The sequence below is a fragment of the Streptomyces sp. CRN 30 genome (assembly GCF_034105845.1).
Genome location: NZ_JAVRHI010000364.1, coordinates 1 through 17913, shown reverse-complemented (window position 1 = coordinate 17913; position 17913 = coordinate 1). Strand labels below are relative to the sequence as shown.

The window sequence follows — 17913 nt, the reverse complement described above, 5'->3', positions numbered from 1 at the left end:
CCGCTCCTCAGTTCTGCCGGGACGCCGCCGCGGCGCCGGGCCGGTCGGTGGTGCCGTGGGCCAGGTACCCACGCTGCGTCGTGATGTGGTCGGCGACGTACCGGGCGTCGTGCCAGACGCCCCAGATGAAGCTCGAACCGCGGCGGGACAGCCAGGGCAGGCCCAGGAAGTAGACGCCGGGCTCGCGGGACACGCCGCGCCGCTGGTCCGGGCGGCCGTTCTCGTCGAACGCGTCGACCTCGAGCCAGCCGTAGTCGGTGGTGAAGCCCGTGGCCCAGACGATGGAGGTGACGCCGGCCTCGGCCAGGTCGAGCTCCAGCCGGGGCGTCGCCGCGCTGTCCGGGACCGGCCCGAGGACGTGCGCCTCCGGCTCCTCCGGGAGGTCGAGCCCGTTGCGCTCCACGTAGGCGTCGGCCGCCCGGAGCAGTTCCAGGTGCTTGGCGTCGCCGAGCGCGATGTTCGTGGCGAGGTCCGGCGCGAAGCGCAGTACCCCGTCGGCGTGGGACGCGGTCATGCCGACGAGCTCGATGCCGTCGGCGGCCAGGGTGCGGAAGTCCACGGTGTGGCCGCCGCGGGCGCCGCTGACCGCGATGGTGACGTGTGCGGCGCCCTGCGGGGGCGTCTCCGCGTCCCAGAGTCCGAGCACGCCGAGCCACCAGCAGAAGTCACGTCCGCGGTACTCGCGCGGAGGACGGTCGTGCGGGCCGACGGAGAGGAACACCCGGCGGCCCGACCGGCGCAGCTCGTCGGCGATCTGGACCCCCGAGGAGCCGGCGCCGACCACGAGGACCGCGCCCTCGGGCAGTTGCTCCGGATTGCGGTACCCGCTGGAGTGGAGCTGCGCGGGGACGGCGCCGTCCGGGACGACGGGCGGGATGACGGGCCGCTGGAACGGTCCGGTCGCGGCCACGACGAAGCGGGCGTCGACGGCGCCCTGGGACGTCTCGACCCGGAAGCCGGGCCGGCCGGCGTGCCTGCGCACCGAGGTCACCTCGACACCGCACCGGACGGGGGCACCGATCTTCTCGGCGTACGCGACGAAGTACTCCGCGACCTGCTCCTTCGAGGCGAAGGCGTCGGGGGCGACGTCGGGGAACGCGAGCCCCGGGAACCGGTCGTGCCACGCGGGCCCGTTCGCGACCAGGGAGTCCCACCGCTCGGAGCGCCACCGCTCGGCGATGCGGTGCCGCTCCAGGACGAGGTGGGGCACGCCCTGGGCCGTCAGGTGCTCGCTCATCGCCACACCCGCCTGGCCCGCCCCGACGACGACCACTTCTGTTTCTTCACTCAACGTTCAGCCTCCGCTCAAGGCGGTAGCGCCTCCGTGTCCCGTGAACCGCACTACCGCGGGAAACATCCTTGGACGCGCCCGGGGTTCTGTCCAACAGATGTTTCCGTTGCGAAAGATCTGATTCTCCGATGCAACGGCTGCCGAGGTGCACGGCGAGCGCCACGGTCGATGCCTGCGCGGCTGACCGCACATCTCCGCGGCCGGAACCTAAGGTGCCGGGATGCGCACCATCGAGTTGCTGCCGGACCCGGTCAGCTCCCGGCTGGTACGGGAGGCCTGGGAGCGGCTGGCCGCGGCGGGCCTGCCGAGCCAGGCGGGACACCGGCACCCCACCAACCGGCCGCACCTCACCCTCGCCACGTGTGACGACCTGCCCGCGCCGGTGTGGACCCGGCTGGCCCGCGTCCTGTCGGTACCGCCCCCGCCGCTGCGCGTCACCGCCCTGCACCGGTACGAGGGACGGGTCCGCGTACTGGTGTGGCGACTGGACCCGGACCCGGCCCTGCTGGCCGTGCACGCCGCGGTGTGGCGGCTGCTCGGCGCCGCACCGGGGACGGGCCGCCTCAACCCGCTGCACCGCCCCGGCGCCTGGGACCCGCACCTGACCCTGGCCCGCAGCCGGGACCGCGCGCAGGACTGGACCGGCGCCGAGGACGTGCTCGACGGCGCGCTCCCCGCACCCGGCAGTTTCACCGAGGCGCGCAGCTACGACAGCGGCACCCGCACCGCCCACCCCCTCGGTTCATGGACGGGTCGATCCTGCATATAACGAGCTGTTCAGGTGAGCCGAACTCAATGAATTGTCGGCTCACTGAGGCGCACATCGCGCATTGCATATCACTCCCTTCTGCGCCGCCCACGTTAGGGGGAAGAAAAGCGTTCTCCCCTGTGACCGCGAATAGCGGCTACTAGAGTTCCGGGCGTCGGTCGAACACCCCCGACATCCCCAACACCCGACTCAGACAAGGGGAATACTCATGTCGAACTTCTTCCGCGGCGCCGTCGTATCGGTCGCCACCGTCGTGCTGGCCGCGTGCGGGACGCTCGCCGTCGCGTCCGCCACACCCGGCCCGGACACGGAGGCCGCCGCCTCCCGTACGTCCTATCCGCCGCCCGGTGGCGAGCCCATCAGGTTTGGCCCGTTCTCCTTCCCCTCCGACGGGCAGCTCTCCGGGGGCTTCGCCTGGGACACGTCCGCCGGCCGGGGCCGGTACTGACACCTCGCGCGACGCGCAGGACGAAAGGGCCGTCGTTCAGCGCTTGAGGGTGACGGCGCTGGCGGTCAGCACGGCGATGACGCAGAACAGGATCACCGTGGCGTCCCGGAGGAACACGCCGGTGACGCCGCTGTGCCGCGCCGCCTCACCGGCCGCCTGCACGGCGTAGGTCATGGGCATGAACCGGGCGAGGGCGGCGACCACGCCGTGCATCTCCTCGCGGGGCACGAACAGGCCGCACACGAGGAACTGCGGGAGCACCCCGGCCGGCAGGAACTGCACGGCCTGGAACTCGTTGGCGGCGAAGGCGCTGACCAGCAGGCCCAGCGCCAGGCCGAGCAGGGCGCCGAGCATGGCGATGACCACCAGGAGATAGGCGGGGCCCTTGACGTCCAGGTCCAGCACCTGCACGGCGAGCAGGGTGGACAGCAGGGCCTGCAGCAGCGCCATGAGGGTGAAGGCCAGGCCGTAGCCGAGCACGATGTCCAGGGGGCGGACCGGCAGGGTCAGCAGCCGCTCGGCGGTGCCCGAGGTGCGCTCGCGCAGGGTGGCCACCGACCCGACCAGGTACATGACGATCAGCGGGAAGATACCGAACACCTGCGGGCCGATGCGCTGGAAACTGCCCGCGGAGTGGTCGAACATGAACTTGAGCAGCACCATCAGCATGCAGGGGATCACCAGGATCAGCGCGGCGCTGCCGCGGTCCCGGGAGAACTGCTGCAGCACTCTGTGGGCGGTCGCCGCCGTGATGCTGGGGGTGAACGGCAGGGGCCGGGCGGTCAGGATCATCGCCGCGTCTCCGATGCGAAGAAGGAAGCCTGTGCCCCGGGGAGCGCGCCGTCCAGCAGGGGGCCGGGCGTCTCCTTCCCGTCGAGGGGGGCGACCAGGCGCAGGAAGGCGCTCTCGACGGTGCGGCAGCCGGTGTGCAGCAGGAGTTCGGTGCGTCCGCAGGAGGCGAGCAGCCGGCCGTCCCGCATCAGCAGCAGGCGGTCGCAGCGGTCGGCCTCGTCCATGACGTGACTGGACACCAGCAGGGTGGCGCCCCGGTCCGCGAGGCGGCGGAAGACCGTCCACAGCTCCTTGCGCACCATCGGGTCGAGGCCCACCGTCGGCTCGTCCATCACCAGCAGGTCGGGCACCTCCAGCAACGCCACGGCCAGCGAGACACGGGAGTACTGGCCGCCGGAGAGCCGGCTCACGACCTGGTCGGCGTACGGGGCCAGTTCGACCTCCTTGACGGCACGGACCACCGCGTCCTCGCGCCGCCAGCCGCGCAGTCCCAGGGCGGCGGAGAAGTACCGCAGGTTCTCCAGCACGGTGAGGCTCGCGTACACCGAGGGCGCCTGGGTGACGTAACCGACGCGTGCGCTCAGGGCGCGGGAGCCGGCCGGGTGCCCGAGGACCTGCACCTGCCCCTCGTCGACGCGCTGGATGCCGACCACGGAGCGCAGCAGGGTGGTCTTCCCGCAGCCGCTGGGACCGAGCAGGCCCACGATGGAACCGCGCGGGACGGTGAAGCTGATGTCGTCGAGGACGGTCCGCGCACCGCGTGCCACCCGTAACCCGTACACGCCGACGGCGGGCGGGGCGGGAGCCGCCGAGCTGCTGGTGTGCGGGTCGTCTCGCTCCATCGGTTCCGCGCCCCTGTTCCCTGTCACGAGGTGGTGCCGACCGTCGCCCGTTCGGCGCACGGTGTCACTGACGCAACGCGCCCGGCCGCCGGCCGGTTACGGTCCCCGCCCGCCGGCGGCGGCGCCGTGCCGGGCCTACGGGAGCCGGTCGGCCAGGGCGGCGGCGGTGCGTGCGACGGGTGTGGTCATGATCCCGGCGACGCTGGTGCGGCCGGCGATGTAGGCGTCCAGGCGGCGCCACGCCGGGGGCAGGCGGGTCAGTGCCGTGTGGACGAGGCCGGGGCGGCGGGTGAAGAGCCGCATCAGCGAGCCGCTCGCGCGCATCTCGGCGCCGAGGACGTCGTCGACCTGTCGTCCGTAGTGTGCGGCGGCGGCGTTCGCCTCCGCCTCGTCGCCGGCGGCGACGACCAGGGCCGCGGCCCGGCCCGCGAGGTCCCCCGAGCGCAGGGCGTAGGAGATGCCCTCGCGTGACCAGTGGTCCACGAGGGCCGCCGCGTCACCGGCGACCAGGACCCGTCCGCGGGACAGCGGGGAGTCGGGGCGGCGGCACCGGGTCAGGTGGCCGGTGTCGTGCAGCGGGCGGGGGCCGAGCAGTCCGTGTCGGGCCAGGAAGTCCTCCTTGTAGGCGCGCAGGGCCACCGGGTTGCCGCGGGCGGCCACCACGCCGGCGGTGCAGACCTCCCCCTTGGGGAAGACCCAGCCGAAGGAACCCGGCAGGGGCCCCCACTCCATCAGGACCCGGCCCCGCCACCGCTCGGCCGTCCTCGGGTCCACCGGCACCTCGGCCTCCAGGGCGAGGTCGACCTGGGCGCACTCCACGCCCACGTACCGGGCGACCCGGCTGGCGCTGCCGTCGGCGCCGACGACCGCCCGGGCGCGGAGGGTGTCACCGCTGTTGGTGCGCACCGTGACGGTGCCGTCCCGCTCCTCCAGGGCGGTCAGCGCGGTGCCGTCCCGGACCTCCGCCCCCGCGGCGGCGGCGACCTCGGTCAGGGCCGCGTCGAGTTCGCTGCGGTAGACCATGGCGCAGACCGGAGAACTGCAGGTGAGGGTGCGTGTCTTGGTGCCGTTGAGGGCGAAGGTGAACCGGCCCGCCGTGTCGTGCACCTTCAGGGGCAGGCCGGGGGGCAGGGCGGCGAGGGAGGCTCCGACGAGGCCGCCGCCGCAGGTCTTGTAACGGGGGATGGAGGCGCGTTCCAGCAGCAGCGTCTCGCAGCCTTGTGCGGCGGCGACGCGGGCGGCGGTGGCGCCGGCCGGACCGGCGCCGACGACGATCACGTCCCAGGTGCCGGGCGCGCGGGTGGGGGTGTACGGAGGGGGCATGCGGGTCACCTAGCGGTCGGGCGGACGGTCGGAACCATGTCGTCGGTGGTCGGTCGTCAGTCGCCCGGTACGGCCGGCGCGGTGACGGCGGGTTCCGTCCCGGTGCGGGCCTGGTCCCGGTCCTGCCCGGGGTGGAGGCGGGTCAGCAGGTAGCGGGTGAGGGCGGACGCCGTCGGGTGGGTCCACATGACCGTGGTGGGGATGTCCAGGGCCAGTTCGCGCTGGAGGCGGTTGCGCAGGGCGATGGCCATGAGCGAGTCCAGCCCGAGCGTGACCAGGGAGGTGTCGGCGTCGAACCGGTCGGTGTCCAGGCGCAGGACGGCGGCGATGTGGTCGACGACCTGGGGCTGCAGGATCTGGTGCCGCTGCTGGGGGCCGTCGGTCTCCTGCAGGGACCGCAGCAGGGCACTGCGGGCGCCGGTGGGGTCCGCGTCCGCCGCCGTGGCGGCCAGCTCGGCGAAGAAGGCGGTGCGGCCGGTGGCGGGGTAGGACTCCAGCCACCGGGCCAGGTCGACGGGGGTGTAGGCGGTGCGGTCGCGGTCGTGGGCGAGGATGCGCTCCAGGGCTTCGATGCCCTCCGCGGGAGTGATCATGGCGTAGCCGCGGTCCGCCATCGTCACGCCGCGTCCGACCTCCGCCCAGGGTCCCCAGTTGACGCAGGTGGCCGGCCGCCCCTGGCTCCGGCGCCAGGCGGTGAACTCGTCCAGCCAGCCGTTGGCGGCCGCGTAGGCGCCCTGTCCGGGGTTGCCCAGCAGGGAGGCGGCGGAGGAGAAGCTGACGAACCAGTCCAGGTCCTGGCCGTCCACGGCGTGGTGGAGCAGCCGCGCCCCTGTCGCCTTCGGGCGCCAGACCTTCTCCAGGAGGGCCGGGGTGAGGTTCGCGACGGTGGCGTCCTCGACGACGGCCGCGGCGTGGACGACGCCGCGCAGGGGGTGCCCGGTGTCCGAAGCGGTCCGTACGAGGAGGTCGGCGACGCCCGGCTGCGCGAGGTCCCCGTTCACGATCTCGACGCGGGTGCCGAACTCGTCGGTGAGGGCGTCGAGGGCGCTGCGGGCGGCCTGGGTGGGGGCGCTGCGTGAGGTGAGCACCAGGGCGGCGGCACCGCGTGCGGCCAGCCACCGGGCGACCAGGAGCCCCAGTCCGCCGAGTCCGCCCGTGACCAGGTAGCTCGCGCCGGCCCTGACGACGGGGGCGTCCTCGGGAAGTACGGGAAGGCGGCCGGTGCCCGCGGCGGGCCAGGTGAGCACGAGTTTGCCCGTGTGCCGGGCGGAGGCCATGGTGTGGAACGCCGACGACGCCTCGGCGACGGGGTGCTCCGTGACGGGCAGCGGCGGCAGCGTGCCGTCGGCGAGCATGCCGCCCAGTTCGCGGTAGCCCTCCGCGAGCAGCTCCGGGTCCTGCCGCAGCATCATCAGCACGTCGACGCCGGTGAAGGTGACGTTGCGGCGGAAGGGCAGCAGCCCCAGGCGGGTGTTGGCGTAGATGTCCCGCTTGCCGAGTTCGACGAAGCGGCCCCGGTGCGCCAGCAGGCCGAGACCGGCCGACTGCGCCGGGCCGGTGAGGGAGTTGAGGACGACGTCCACGCCGCGGCCCTCGGTGAGGGCGCGCACCTGGTCGGCGAAGTCCAGGGTGCGGGAGTCCATGACGTGCTCGACGCCCAGGCCGCGCAGGTACGCCCGCTTGTCCTCGCTGCCCGCGGTGGCGAGGACCTCCGCTCCGCGGGCGCGGGCGATGTTCAGCGCGGCCAGGCCGGTGCCGCCGCTCGCCGAGTGGATGAGCACCTGCTCCCCGCGCCGCAGCCGGGCCAGGTGCCGCAGGGCGTACCAGGCGGTCACGTAGGCGCACGGCAGGGCCGCGGCGTCCTCGGTGCGCATCCCGTCCGGCACCGGCAGCAGGCAGTCGGCCCGGACGGATGCGAAGGAGGACATGACCGCGGTCCGGGACGCGTCCACGAACATGGCGGCCACGCGGTCGCCCTCCCGCACGTCCCGCACGCCGTCGCCGACGGCGGTGACGACGCCCGCGCCGTCGAACGCGCTGACGTCCGCGGGCTCCTCGCCGGCGTTGAAGCGCTGGTAGACGCCCATGGCCTGGAGCACGTTGATGAAGTTGACGCTGGTGGCGCCGAGCCGGACCTCGACCTCGCCCGGCCTGGGCCGGCGGCGGGGCTGGGCGACGCACTCGAAGGAGTCCAGGTCGCCGGGGCGCGCGAGGTGCAGGGCCACCCGGTCGTGGGCGTGGTCGACGGTGGTGCGGCGGCGCTCCGCCTCGTCGAGGGGGGCGTTGCGCAGGCGCGCCAGGTGCCGGGTGCCGTCCCGGTAGGCGATCTCGTCCTGTTCGGCGGGGCAGGACAGCAGCTCCGCCGCGACCGCCGCCACGGGGGTGCGCGGATCGACGTCCAGGACGCTCGGGCGCAGTTCGGGGTGCTCGTAGCTCAGGACCCGTACGAGTCCGCGCAGGCCGGCCTGGGCCAGGTCCGGCCGGTCCCCGTCCGTGACCTGCTGGGCGGTGCCGGTGACGGTCCACAGACGGGGTACCGCCCCGCCCTCCGCGGTCCGCGCGAGGACGCGGGCCGTCTCCGTCAGGCGGGCGACCTGTCGGCAGGCGCGCAGGTCGGGTGCCGCGCCGTCGGCTTCCGTGCCGGCCGCCGGCAGGTACACCACGGCCCGCGGTGTCCCCTCCCCTGCTCCGGGGAGCAGCGCCGAGGCGGTGCCGTCCGCGGAGGTGCTGTCCGGGGCGGGCGTGCGGAGGTGCGCGGTGGCGCCGTGCTCCTCCAGGGCCTCGCGCAGCTCGGTCGCGTACGTCTCGCGCCCGGCTTCCGCCACGAGGAGTACGGTGCCGGGCGCCGTGTCCGGCACCGGGTGCGCCGGGAGGGTGACGGGCTCCCACTCCGTGCGCAGCAGCCGGTGGGCGAAGCGTTCCTCGGCGCTCTGCGCGGGTACGTGGCGGAACTCCACCCCGGTGGCGTCGGCGGCCACACAACCGTCGTCGGTCCACAGCCGGAAGTCCGCCAGGTACCGCTCGCCGTCCACCAGTCGGAGGGTGACCAGGCAGTAGCCGCTCAGCGGGACCTTCCCGTACAGCCGCAGCGACTCGATGCCGCGGGGCAGGATGCCGCCGGCGGGCACGGTGCCGGTGCGCAGGACGGCGCCCGCGACGGCCTGGAGGCAGGTGTCCAGGGCGACGGGGTGACAGTGGAGCGCCTGCGCGCCGGCCCGGCCCTCGTCGGGCACCGCGAGGCGGGCCAGGAGCCGGGCACCCGCGCGGTCGGCCGGTGCCCCGTCCGCGTACAGCCCCCGCAGGCCGAGGAACGGCGGGCCGTGGTGCACGCCGCGCTCCTCGCGCATCTGCCGGTAGACGTCCGCCGCGTCCACGGTGTGCGGGAACTCCGTCAGCAGGTGCCGGGGATCGCAGCCTCGGGGGGCGGCCTCGCCCTCGGGTGTGCGGTGCAGGACGGCCCGGGCGTGCTGGACGGCGGTGCCGTCGGGGGTCGTGCCGGACACCTTCCAGTGGGCGGTGTCCGGGCCGACGGCCTCGGCGGTGGCGGTGACGGTGGTGCCGTCGGCGGCCGGCAGCAGCAGCCGCTGCAGGTCGATGCCGGTGAGGTGCAGGCGCTCCGGACCGGTGCCGTACAGCTCGGACGCGGCTGCGGCGGCCATCTCGCACAGGGCGGCGCCGGGCACCACGACGACGTCGTCGACCCGGTGCGCGTCCAGCCAGGGCAGGGTCGTGGGGGTGAGGCGCGTCTGCCACAGGTGGCGGCCCTCGCCGTCGGGGTCCGCGGTGTGCGGTCCGGTGAGCGGGTGCGACAGCGGGGCGGAGTGGCTGCCGGACGCCTGCCGCAGCGGGGAGGGGTCGACGACGTACCGCGTGCGTTCCCAGGTGGTCGGGGGTACGTCGGCCAGGGTGCCGTCGCCGTAGCGGTCGGCCCAGTCCAGTGGGTGGCCGGCGCAGTGCAGCGCCGCCACGTGGGAGTGGAACGCCAGCGCGTCGTCGGTGTCGCGCAGCAGGGAGGGCACCACCGCGGTGTCGGTGTGGCCGTGCGCGGTGAGGGTGGCCTGCACCGGGTGGACCAGCACCGGGTGCGGGCCGATCTCCACGAACAGCCGGTGCCCGTCCTCGGCCGCGGCCCGCACCGCGTCGGCGAAGCGCACCTCCCGGCGGAGGTTGTCCGACCAGTAGGACGCGTCGAAGGCGGCGGGCTCCCGCGGGCCGTCGGTGACGGTGCTGTAGAAGGCGGTGTGCGGCGTCCGGCCGGCGACCTCGGCGAGCGCCTCGGCGAGGTCGGGCAGGATGGGGTCCATGTGGGCGGTGTGCGAGGCGACGTCCACCTCGATCACGCGGATGACCACGCCGCGGGCGTCCCACTCCTCGGCGAGGCGGCGGATGCGGTCGGCGTCCCCGCCGACGACGGTGTTCTCCGGCGACGCGACGACCGCGACGCTCACGCCCCGTACCTCACCTTCCGCCAGCAGCCGTTCGACCTCGGCGCGTCCCAGGGCGACGGAGGCCATCAGGCCCCGGCCGGCGGTCCGCAGGATGAGGCGGGAGCGGCGGCAGATGACCCGCACCCCGTCCCGTACGCCGAGCGCTCCCGCGGCGACCGCGGCGGCGACCTCGCCCATGGAGTGGCCGATCACGGCCGCCGGTGTCACGCCGTGGGACCGCCACATCGCCGCGAGACCCAGCTGGATGGCGAAGATCACCGGCTGTACCCGGTCGAAGCCGGTCACCACCTCGGGGCGGTTCAGGGTCTCCCGCAGGGAGAAGCCGGACTCCTCGGCGACCAGCGGCTCCAGCTCGTCGATGACCCGGGTGAACTCCGGGTCACGGTCGAGCAGTTCACGGCACATGCCCGCCCACTGCGAGCCGTGCCCCGAGAAGACCCACACCACGCCCTGTCCGGCGTCCGGCACCGCTCTGCCGGTCGCCGTCCCCGCGCCGGTCGCTGTCCCGGCCGCCAGCTCCTCCAGCCGTGCCACCAGCGCCGGCCGGTCGGCGGCGACCACGGCGGCCCGTTCCCGGGAGGGCGACCGGCGGGCGGCCAGTGTGTGCGCCACGTCGTCGAGCGGGATCCGCGCCCCCTCGCCCCGCAGCCACCGGGCCAGGCGGCCGGCCGCGGACCGCAGCGCCACGGGCGTGCCCGCGGACAGCGGGAACGCGCGCAGCACTGCGCCGTCGTCCCGGGAGGGACCGCGGTCGCCGGGCGGGACCGGCCGGGACGTGCGCCGGGCGGGGGACGGCGCGGGCGGCTGTTCCAGGACGACGTGGACGTTGGTGCCGCTGATGCCGAAGGAGGACACCGCGGCCAGCCGGGTGCCGTCGCGCACCGGCCACTCGGTCGTGTCGGTGGGGACGAACAGCCGGGTGCCGCTCGGATCGATCTGCGGATTCCACTCGTCGAAGTGCAGGCTGGCCGGCACCATGCCGTGCCGCAGGGCCGCGATGGCCTTCAGCAGGCCCGCGACGCCCGACACCGGTTCGGTGTGGCCGATGTTCGTCTTCACGGAGCCCAGCGCGCACCGGTCGCGCCCTTTGCCGTAGACCGCGGCCACCGCCGCGAACTCGATGGGATCGCCCACCGCCGTGCCCGGGCCGTGCGCCTCCACCATCCCGATGTCACCGGCCTCGACGCCCGCGCGCTCCAGCGCCGTGCGGTAGAGCTCGATCTGCGCGGGCTCCGAGGGGGCGCTCAGCCGGGTGCCCCGGCCGTTCTGGTTGACCGCGGTGCCGCGCACCACGGCCAGGACCCGGTCCCCGGCGCGTACCGCGTCCGACAGGCGCTTGAGCACGACCACGCCGCAGCCCTCCCCGCGGACGTAGCCGTCCGCGGCGGCGTCGAAGGCGTGGCAGCGGCCGGTGGGCGAGAAGACGCCCCACAGTGCGGGGGCGATGACCCCCTCCGGTCCCAGGGCCAGCATGGCGGCGCCGGCCAGCGCCACGTCCGACTCGCCGGTGCGCAGGCTCTGGCAGGCGGAGTGCACGGCGACCAGTCCGGACGCGCAGGCGCTCTCCAGGACGACCTGCGGCCCCTTGAGGTCCAGCATGAAGCCGACGCGGCCGGGGCCGACGCTGTCGAAGCCGGTGTACATCGCGTAGGCGTCGACCTCTTCCAGCGGCCGCTGCACCCGCAACATGTAGTCCTTCTGGTAGATCCCGAAGAACATGCCCGTCCGCGTGCCGGACAGCCGCTGAACGGGGATGCCCGCGTGTTCGACGGCCTCCCAGGCCACCTCGGACAGCAGGCGGTGCTCCGGGTCCACCCAGGGCGCTTCCTGTGCGTTGATGCCGAAGAACTCCGGCTCGTAGGCGTAGACGTCCTCGTCCAGGAAGCACCCGTACCGCAGCCGGTCCGCCACCGGGGCGGGGAGCCCGGCCAGTTCCGCCTGCTCCCACCGCTCCCCCGGCACCTTGCGCGCCGTCTCCCGGCGGGCCAGCAGCAGCCGCCACAGCGCGGTGAGGGAGTCGGCCCGGCCGGGGAACCGGCAGGCGGCTCCGACCACCGCGATCGGCTCGTCGTGGGCTGCTCCGGGTGTCTCGGTGCCGGGCACTGCTTGCATGGGCGGTCCGTCCTTCACCACGAGGGGGATGGGAGGGCGGACCCGTTGCCGGCACGCTCTCCGCCGCGCCGTCGGCTCGACCGTGCGAGGCACAGACTATTTCGGCATATGTCCCGCCATGGGCCAAGGGAGCGCGGGCATCCGGCGGGAGCACGTGAAGGAGGGCGGACGCCTCAACACACCGGAATCAGCCGTTCGGCCGGACGCTTGCACGATCTTCGTGATTACGGTGCGTCCCGGCGTGCCCACCTTCAACTCCCCCGCCCCTCCCTGGACTTCGCCAGCCTTGCCGCCGACGTGGCCTACCAGTCGTGGAGAGTGCCGTCGTGGAGGCGGTTGACGGGGAGGTAGGCCGGCTCGTACGGGTGGGCCGCGGCGAGCTCCTCGTCGAGCCGGACGCCGAGTCCGGGGGCCTCGCCGGGGTGGAGGTGGCCGTCGGTGAAGGTGTAGGCGTGCGGGAAGACCTCGTGGGTGAGGGGGGTGTGGCCGGAGTACTCCTGGATGCCGAAGTTGTGGACGGCCAGGTCGAGGTGGACGGCGGCGGCCATGCCGACGGGCGAGATGTCCTCGGGGCCGTGGATGGCGGTCCTGATCTGGTACTGCGCGGCGAAGTCGAAGAGCTTGCGCAGCGGGGTGATGCCGCCGAAGTGGGTGACGGCGGACCGGACGTAGTCGATCAGCTGCTCGGTGACGAGGGTCTGGTAGTCGTGGACGGTGTTGAAGACCTCGCCGACGGCCAGGGGCGTGGTGGTGTGCCGGCGCACCAGGCGCAGGGCCTCCTGGTTCTCCGCGGGGGTGCAGTCCTCCAGCCAGAAGGGCCGGTAGGGCTCCAGGTCCTTGCCGAGGCGGGCGGCCTGGACGGGGGTGAGCCGGTGGTGGGCGTCGTGGAGGAGGGGCAGGTCGGGGCCGAACTCGGCGCGAACGGCCTCGAAGACCGCCGGCATGTGGCGGAGGTAGGCGTCGGTGTCCCAGTCCTCCACCAGGGGGCGGGCCTGCTGGTGGAGGATCGCGGAGCCGTCGGCGTCGGTGGTGTGGACGCCGTAGACGGCCCGGAGGCCGGGGATGCCGGACTGGATGCGGACGGCCTGGTAGCCCTCGGCGAGGCGGGCGCGCACCGAGTCGAGCAGCTCGGGTATGTCGCTGCCGTTGGCGTGGCCGTAGGTGCGCACGCGGGTGCGGCTGGCGCCGCCGAGGAGCTGGTAGAGGGGGAGGCCGGCGGCCTGGGCCTTGATGTCCCACAGGGCCGTGTCGACGGCGGCGATCGCGGCCATGGTGACCGGTCCGCGCCGCCAGTACGCACCGCGGTAGAGGTACTGCCAGGTGTCCTCGATGCGGTGCGGGTCCAGGCCGACGAGCAGCGGGGCGATGTGGTCCGTCAGATAGCTGACCACGGCCAGTTCCCGGCCGTTGAGCGTGGCGTCCCCCAGGCCCGTCAGGCCCTCGTCGGTGGTCAGCTTCAGCGTGACGAAGTTGCGGCCGGGGCTGGTGACGACGACCTTCGCGTCGACGATCTTCATGCGTGTGTGCTCTTTCGCGGTAGGTGTGGGGGGCGGGAGTCGTTGCCGGTCCTCGGCCGGTCAGCCCTTGGTGGCGCCGGAGGTCAGTCCGGCGATCAGGTACTTCTGGCCCAGCAGGGCGGCGAGGACGACGGGCACGGTGATCAGGGTGGTGGCGGCCATGAGTCCGCCCCAGTCGGTGCTGGCGTAGGAGATGAAGTTGAACAGGGTGACGGGGACGGTCTGGGTGGCGTCGTCCGCGAAGACCAGGGCGAACATGAAGTTGTTCCAGCTGAAGACGAAGGCCAGCAGGGACGCCGTCGCGGTGCCGGGGGCGGCCAGCGGCAGCGTGATGCGCCAGAAGGCGCCGAACGCGCTGAGACCGTCGACCTGGGCGGCCTCCTCCAGTTCCACCGGCAGGCCCGCGAAGAAACTGATCATGATCCACATGATGAGCGGCACGGAGACGAACATGTGGCTGAGGACCAGCACCGTGTAGGAGCCGACGAGCCCCATCTGCGCGAAGAGGTAGTACCAGGGCACGAGCAGGGAGATCGCCGGGACGATGCGGGCGACGAGGATGACGGAGGCCGTGCGGTGCATCGCGAAGCGGCCCACGGCCCAGGCGGCGGGCACGGCGATCACCGCGGACAGGACCGTGGACACCACGCCGACCAGCAGCGAGTTGCCCATCGAGCGCACGATCTGCCCGGCTTCGAAGACGGAGCGGAAGTTGTCCAGGGTGGGGGTGAACCACAGGCCCACGGACGGGTCGGTCACCTGGACGTTCGTCTTGAAGGCGGCCGCGAACATCCACACCAGGGGCAGCGCGAAGACGAGGGTGACGAGGACGACGGCGCTCACACGGGCGGCCGAGCGGACCTTGCGGCGCCGGTCGCGGGCCGTCGCGGACGCGGGGGCGGGGACGGTCGTGGTGGTCATGCGTTCTTCCCTCCGCCCCGGCGGCGCATGAGGATGACGACACCGATGATGAACAGCGTGAACAGGACCAGGACGGCCGCGGCCAGGCCGTACTCCTGGTAGTCGAAGGTGAGGCCGTAGGCGTAGACGTTGAGGGTCTCGACCTCGAAGTCCGAGCCGCCGCCCGCCCCCTTGGTCGCGTAGAGGAGGTCGAAGGTCTTCAGCGCGTCGACCGCGCGCAGGACGAGGGCGGTGGCCAGGGTGGGCGCGAGCATGGGCAGCGTGACGTACCGGAAGCGCTGCCAGGGGCCGGCCCCGTCGACGAGCGCCGCCTCCTCCGGCTCCTCCGGCAGGGTGGTCAGGCCGGCGAGCAGCAGCAGCGTCATCATCGGTGTCCACTGCCAGACGTCGATGAGCATCAGGGTGGGCAGCGACTGGCCCACCGAGCCGAGGAACTCCTGGCGAGGCAGGCCGACCGCTTCCAGCAGGTGGTTGGCGATGCCGTTGGTCGGGTCCAGGATCAGCAGCCACAGGATGCCGATCGCCACGGGGGTGGCCAGCAGCGGGATGATCAGAACGGTGCGCACCCAGCGCATGCCGCGGAAGGGCCTGCGCAGCAGCATCGCCAGGGCCAGCCCGAGCGCGGTCTCCAGGAGGACGGCGCCGACGGTGAAGACGACGGTGCGGCCCACGGCGGGCCAGAAGCGCCGGGTGTCACCGAGGGCGTCGGTGAAGTTGGTCAGCCCGGTGAACTCCTTGCCCGCGTTCACCGCGCCGAAGGCGTCGGTCACGCTCAGCTGGGCCGTGAAGGCCAGCGGGAAGACGATCATGAGGCCGACGAAGAGCAGGGCGGGGGCGAGCATCGCCCACTTCAGCCGGCGGTTGGCCTGCTCGAAGGAACGGGCAGGCTGCAGGAGGCGGCCGCGCGGGGCGCGCTGCTCGTTGTCGGCCGGTGCGGTGGCGAGTCCGGTGGCGCTCATCAGGACTCCTGGTGGCGGTTGTCGCGGACGAGGAAGTCGGCGAACTCGGCGTGCGCGTCCCGTGCCACGGGGCGGACCGACTCACCGAGGATGGCGGCGACGAGGGGGCGGCCGATGATGTCGCGGGCACGGCCCACCTGGAGGACGCGGGGGCGGTCGTAGCCGATGCCCCGCCGGGCGTTGACCTGCATGGCCTGCGCCAGCTCGGCGGGGAACGCCTTCAGCGTCTCCGGGTCCTCCCACACCGAGGTCCTCGCGCCGGGTATCCCCTCGGCCTGGAGCTGTCTGGACTGGGTGACACCGGCCGCCCACCGGATGAACTGCCAGGCGTCGTCGCGCAGCAGGGAGAACTTGTTGATGCCCAGGCTCCAGGAGGGGATGTTGTGGGGCCGGGCGCCGTCGGAGCCGGCCGGGAAGGGGGCGAAGCCGACGGTCTCGCGCACCTGTTCCGTCGCCACCTCGGGGTCGAGGAAGCTGCTGTAGATCGCGTCGGCGTCGACGTAGAAGGCCGCCTTGCCCTGCGCGAAGATCGGCATGGCCTGCTCCAGGCTCATGTTGGTCGCGCCCGGGGGCCCGGTCCTGCCCAGCAGTTGCCCGTAGTACTCGTACGCGGCGATCGCCTCGCGGCTGCCGATGCCGGAGGCGCCGTCCACGACGAAGTCGCCGCCGTGCGAGTAGAGGAAGCTCGACCACTGCGAGACCGCTCCGCTGCGCTGGCCGCGGCCCACGAACCCGAACCTGCCACGGTCCCGGTCGGCCGCCTCCATCGACGCCGACATGAGCGCCTCCAGGGTGCGGGGCACTCCCCCGAGGCCGTCGGCGAGGTCCTTGCGGTAGTAGAGCACCGGGCGTTCCGTGACCACGGGGACGCTCAGCACCTTCCCCGCGCTGACCGACGCCTCCCGCGGGGCCTCCTGGAAGTCGTCCCAGGCGAAGTCCCCGTCCGCCTCGACACGGTCGGTCAGGTCCACGAGCCAGTCGTTGTGCGCGAACAGCAGCTGCTCCTGCAGGGCGCGCACCATCATGACGTCCACGTCCGTGCCGGAGGCGTTGAGCTTGACGTTGTAGCTGCTCGCGAGCTGGTCCGCGGTCAGCAGCGTCATGGAGACCTTGCGGCCGACGAGCTCCTCGAACTCGCCCAGGCGCTTCCTGACGGCCTGCGACCAGACGTGGTTGATCGCCATGATGCGCAGGGGCGTGCCGGACGTCGGCTTCCCCCCGCCCGGCCCACAGGCGCCGAGCGCCATGGTGCCGCCCATGCCTGCCGCTCCCGCGACGGCCAGGCGGCCGAAGGAGCGGCGGCTCAGAAGCCGGCTGCGTGTGGACATCGTTGTCCCTTGCCTCTCTGCCCGATCGTGCGTAACTCTCGAACCATCTGGTCCAACTGGTAGGACCAGTTGGGTCGAGGTGACCGTAACAGAGCCGGACATCCGCGCAACACCCCTGACCGGCGGGAGATTCACGCAGGCCAGGCACTCTTGACACGTTCGACGAGGTGGAGGGCCGACGGGACCGCCTACGCCTGGCGCTGCTCCAGGAGGGCCTCGATGTGGTTGCGGGCCATGAGGTCCACCTGGACGTCCAGGTCGGGGCCGTAGGTGCGCAGGCCGAGCATCAGGTGCTCCCGCATCCGCGCGGCGGCCAGCTCCGCGTCGCGCGCCTCGATCGCCTCGAAGATCTCCGGGTGGTGGGGGACCCCGGGCTCGCCGATCGACGGATCGGAGTTCGAGCGGAGCATCAGCTCGAACATCATCCCGCCGATCGACGACAGCATGATGCGCAGCACCGGGTTCTTGCTGGCCACCGCGATGGCGTCATGGAAGGCGAGGTCGGCCCGCGCCTTGTCGACCACGTCGCTCGCCCCCTCCAGGGCGTCCCGCGCGGCCCGCAGCTCCGCGATGTCCTCGTCCGTGGCGCGCAGCGCGGCCAGGCGCACCATCTCGGTCTCCATCGGGATGCGGGCCTCGATCAGCTGACGCACCGTCGGGCGTCCCGCCCGGTACAGGGCGTCGTACCCCCTGGCCTGCCCGGAGGTCTGCTCCCGCACGAACGATCCCCGCCCCGGCGCCACCTCGATCAGGTGCTGCGCCTCCAGGCGCCGCAGCACCTCGCGGACCACTCCGCGGCTGGCCTCGAACTCCACCGCCAGTTCACGCTCCGAGGGCAGCTTCTGCCCGACGGGGATCTGCCCCGACCGGATGTCGTGCTCCAGCCGCCGCGCGATGCGCTCCGTCAGCAGCCCGCGGTGAGCGGGGCCGTGCGAGGGGCGGGGCGATGTGGAGGAACGACCGGAGGACTGCATAGCGGCATGCTATCCGCAGCCTCCGCGGGCCGTCCCGGCCCAGGTCGGCGCCGGTACGGGTCTCCGGGCGGCGGACCCGGACGACGCTCAGCCGAGTCCCGGGAGGAGGGCCACGACGGACAGCGCCGGCGCGCCGAGGCCGCCGACCGGACCCGCGGCCACGGCGTCCCGCCGGCCGGCCACCCCGGG

The 17913-nt window shown here is 73.5% G+C and carries 12 protein-coding genes; 2 read left to right on the top strand and 10 right to left on the bottom strand.

What is annotated here, in order from left to right; translation table 11 throughout:
- Positions 1-7: 7 nt before the first annotated feature.
- The gene (locus UW392_RS38580) at positions 8-1291 is read right to left on the bottom strand and encodes an NAD(P)/FAD-dependent oxidoreductase (RefSeq protein ID WP_320779909.1); all 1284 of its coding nucleotides are present in this window, start codon (positions 1289-1291) and stop codon (positions 8-10) included.
- A 220-nt stretch (positions 1292-1511) separates the two neighbouring features.
- Between UW392_RS38580 and UW392_RS38575 the strand changes: the two genes are divergently transcribed.
- Both UW392_RS38575 and UW392_RS38570 read left to right on the top strand, forming a co-directional pair.
- Positions 1512-2060: a 2'-5' RNA ligase family protein gene (locus UW392_RS38575; protein ID WP_320779908.1), complete on the top strand. Its 549-nt coding sequence runs from the start codon at positions 1512-1514 to the stop codon at positions 2058-2060.
- Positions 2061-2268: 208 nt separating this feature from the next.
- Positions 2269-2508 carry a hypothetical protein gene (locus UW392_RS38570; protein WP_320779907.1) on the top strand — a complete coding sequence of 80 codons (240 nt, stop codon included), beginning with the start codon at positions 2269-2271 and terminating at the stop codon, positions 2506-2508.
- A 36-nt stretch (positions 2509-2544) separates the two neighbouring features.
- Here UW392_RS38570 and UW392_RS38565 read toward each other — a convergent pair whose 3' ends face one another.
- The 9 genes from UW392_RS38565 to UW392_RS38525 all read right to left on the bottom strand — a co-directional run bounded on the left by UW392_RS38565 (position 2545) and on the right by UW392_RS38525 (position 17724).
- Positions 2545-3300, bottom strand: a complete 756-nt coding sequence (locus tag UW392_RS38565) for an ABC transporter permease (RefSeq protein WP_320779906.1) — start codon at positions 3298-3300, stop codon at positions 2545-2547.
- The gene (locus UW392_RS38560) at positions 3297-4142 is read right to left on the bottom strand and encodes an ABC transporter ATP-binding protein (protein WP_320779905.1); all 846 of its coding nucleotides are present in this window, start codon (positions 4140-4142) and stop codon (positions 3297-3299) included. The genes UW392_RS38565 and UW392_RS38560 overlap by 4 nt, the downstream gene beginning before the upstream one ends.
- 135 nt (positions 4143-4277) lie before the next feature.
- Positions 4278-5465: a geranylgeranyl reductase family protein gene (locus UW392_RS38555; RefSeq protein ID WP_320779904.1), complete on the bottom strand. Its 1188-nt coding sequence runs from the start codon at positions 5463-5465 to the stop codon at positions 4278-4280.
- Positions 5466-5521: 56 nt separating this feature from the next.
- Positions 5522-12025 carry a type I polyketide synthase gene (locus UW392_RS38550; protein WP_320779903.1) on the bottom strand — a complete coding sequence of 2168 codons (6504 nt, stop codon included), beginning with the start codon at positions 12023-12025 and terminating at the stop codon, positions 5522-5524.
- A gap of 302 nt (positions 12026-12327) precedes the next feature.
- Positions 12328-13542 (bottom strand): D-mannonate dehydratase ManD, encoded by a 1215-nt coding sequence (gene manD, locus UW392_RS38545; protein WP_320779902.1) that lies wholly within the window; start codon positions 13540-13542, stop codon positions 12328-12330.
- Between the two features lie 60 nt (positions 13543-13602).
- Entirely contained in the window at positions 13603-14463 is an 861-nt protein-coding gene (locus tag UW392_RS38540; protein WP_320779901.1) for a carbohydrate ABC transporter permease, read from the bottom strand.
- On the bottom strand, positions 14460-15422 hold the full coding sequence (locus tag UW392_RS38535) for a sugar ABC transporter permease (protein ID WP_320779900.1): 963 nt from the start codon (positions 15420-15422) through the stop codon (positions 14460-14462). Before UW392_RS38535 ends, UW392_RS38540 begins: the two co-directional genes overlap by 4 nt.
- On the bottom strand, positions 15422-16750 hold the full coding sequence (locus UW392_RS38530; RefSeq protein ID WP_320779899.1) for an extracellular solute-binding protein: 1329 nt from the start codon (positions 16748-16750) through the stop codon (positions 15422-15424). Before UW392_RS38530 ends, UW392_RS38535 begins: the two co-directional genes overlap by 1 nt.
- Positions 16751-16938: 188 nt before the next feature.
- Positions 16939-17724: a FadR/GntR family transcriptional regulator gene (locus UW392_RS38525; RefSeq protein WP_320779898.1), complete on the bottom strand. Its 786-nt coding sequence runs from the start codon at positions 17722-17724 to the stop codon at positions 16939-16941.
- Positions 17725-17913 lie beyond the last annotated feature (189 nt).

Excerpts from the sequence above, each read along its gene's own strand:
- UW392_RS38525 (WP_320779898.1), bottom strand. The coding sequence starts at position 17,724 with ATGCAGTCCTCCGGTCGTTCCTCCACATCGCCCCGCCCCTCGCACGGC.
- UW392_RS38530 (WP_320779899.1), bottom strand. The coding sequence starts at position 16,750 with ATGTCCACACGCAGCCGGCTTCTGAGCCGCCGCTCCTTCGGCCGCCTG.
- UW392_RS38550 (WP_320779903.1), bottom strand. The coding sequence starts at position 12,025 with ATGCAAGCAGTGCCCGGCACCGAGACACCCGGAGCAGCCCACGACGAG.
- manD (WP_320779902.1), bottom strand. The coding sequence starts at position 13,542 with ATGAAGATCGTCGACGCGAAGGTCGTCGTCACCAGCCCCGGCCGCAAC.
- UW392_RS38570 (WP_320779907.1), top strand. The coding sequence starts at position 2,269 with ATGTCGAACTTCTTCCGCGGCGCCGTCGTATCGGTCGCCACCGTCGTG.
- UW392_RS38575 (WP_320779908.1), top strand. The coding sequence starts at position 1,512 with ATGCGCACCATCGAGTTGCTGCCGGACCCGGTCAGCTCCCGGCTGGTA.
- UW392_RS38540 (WP_320779901.1), bottom strand. The coding sequence starts at position 14,463 with ATGACCACCACGACCGTCCCCGCCCCCGCGTCCGCGACGGCCCGCGAC.
- UW392_RS38560 (WP_320779905.1), bottom strand. The coding sequence starts at position 4,142 with ATGGAGCGAGACGACCCGCACACCAGCAGCTCGGCGGCTCCCGCCCCG.
- UW392_RS38535 (WP_320779900.1), bottom strand. The coding sequence starts at position 15,422 with ATGAGCGCCACCGGACTCGCCACCGCACCGGCCGACAACGAGCAGCGC.
- UW392_RS38555 (WP_320779904.1), bottom strand. The coding sequence starts at position 5,465 with ATGCCCCCTCCGTACACCCCCACCCGCGCGCCCGGCACCTGGGACGTG.
- UW392_RS38565 (WP_320779906.1), bottom strand. The coding sequence starts at position 3,300 with ATGATCCTGACCGCCCGGCCCCTGCCGTTCACCCCCAGCATCACGGCG.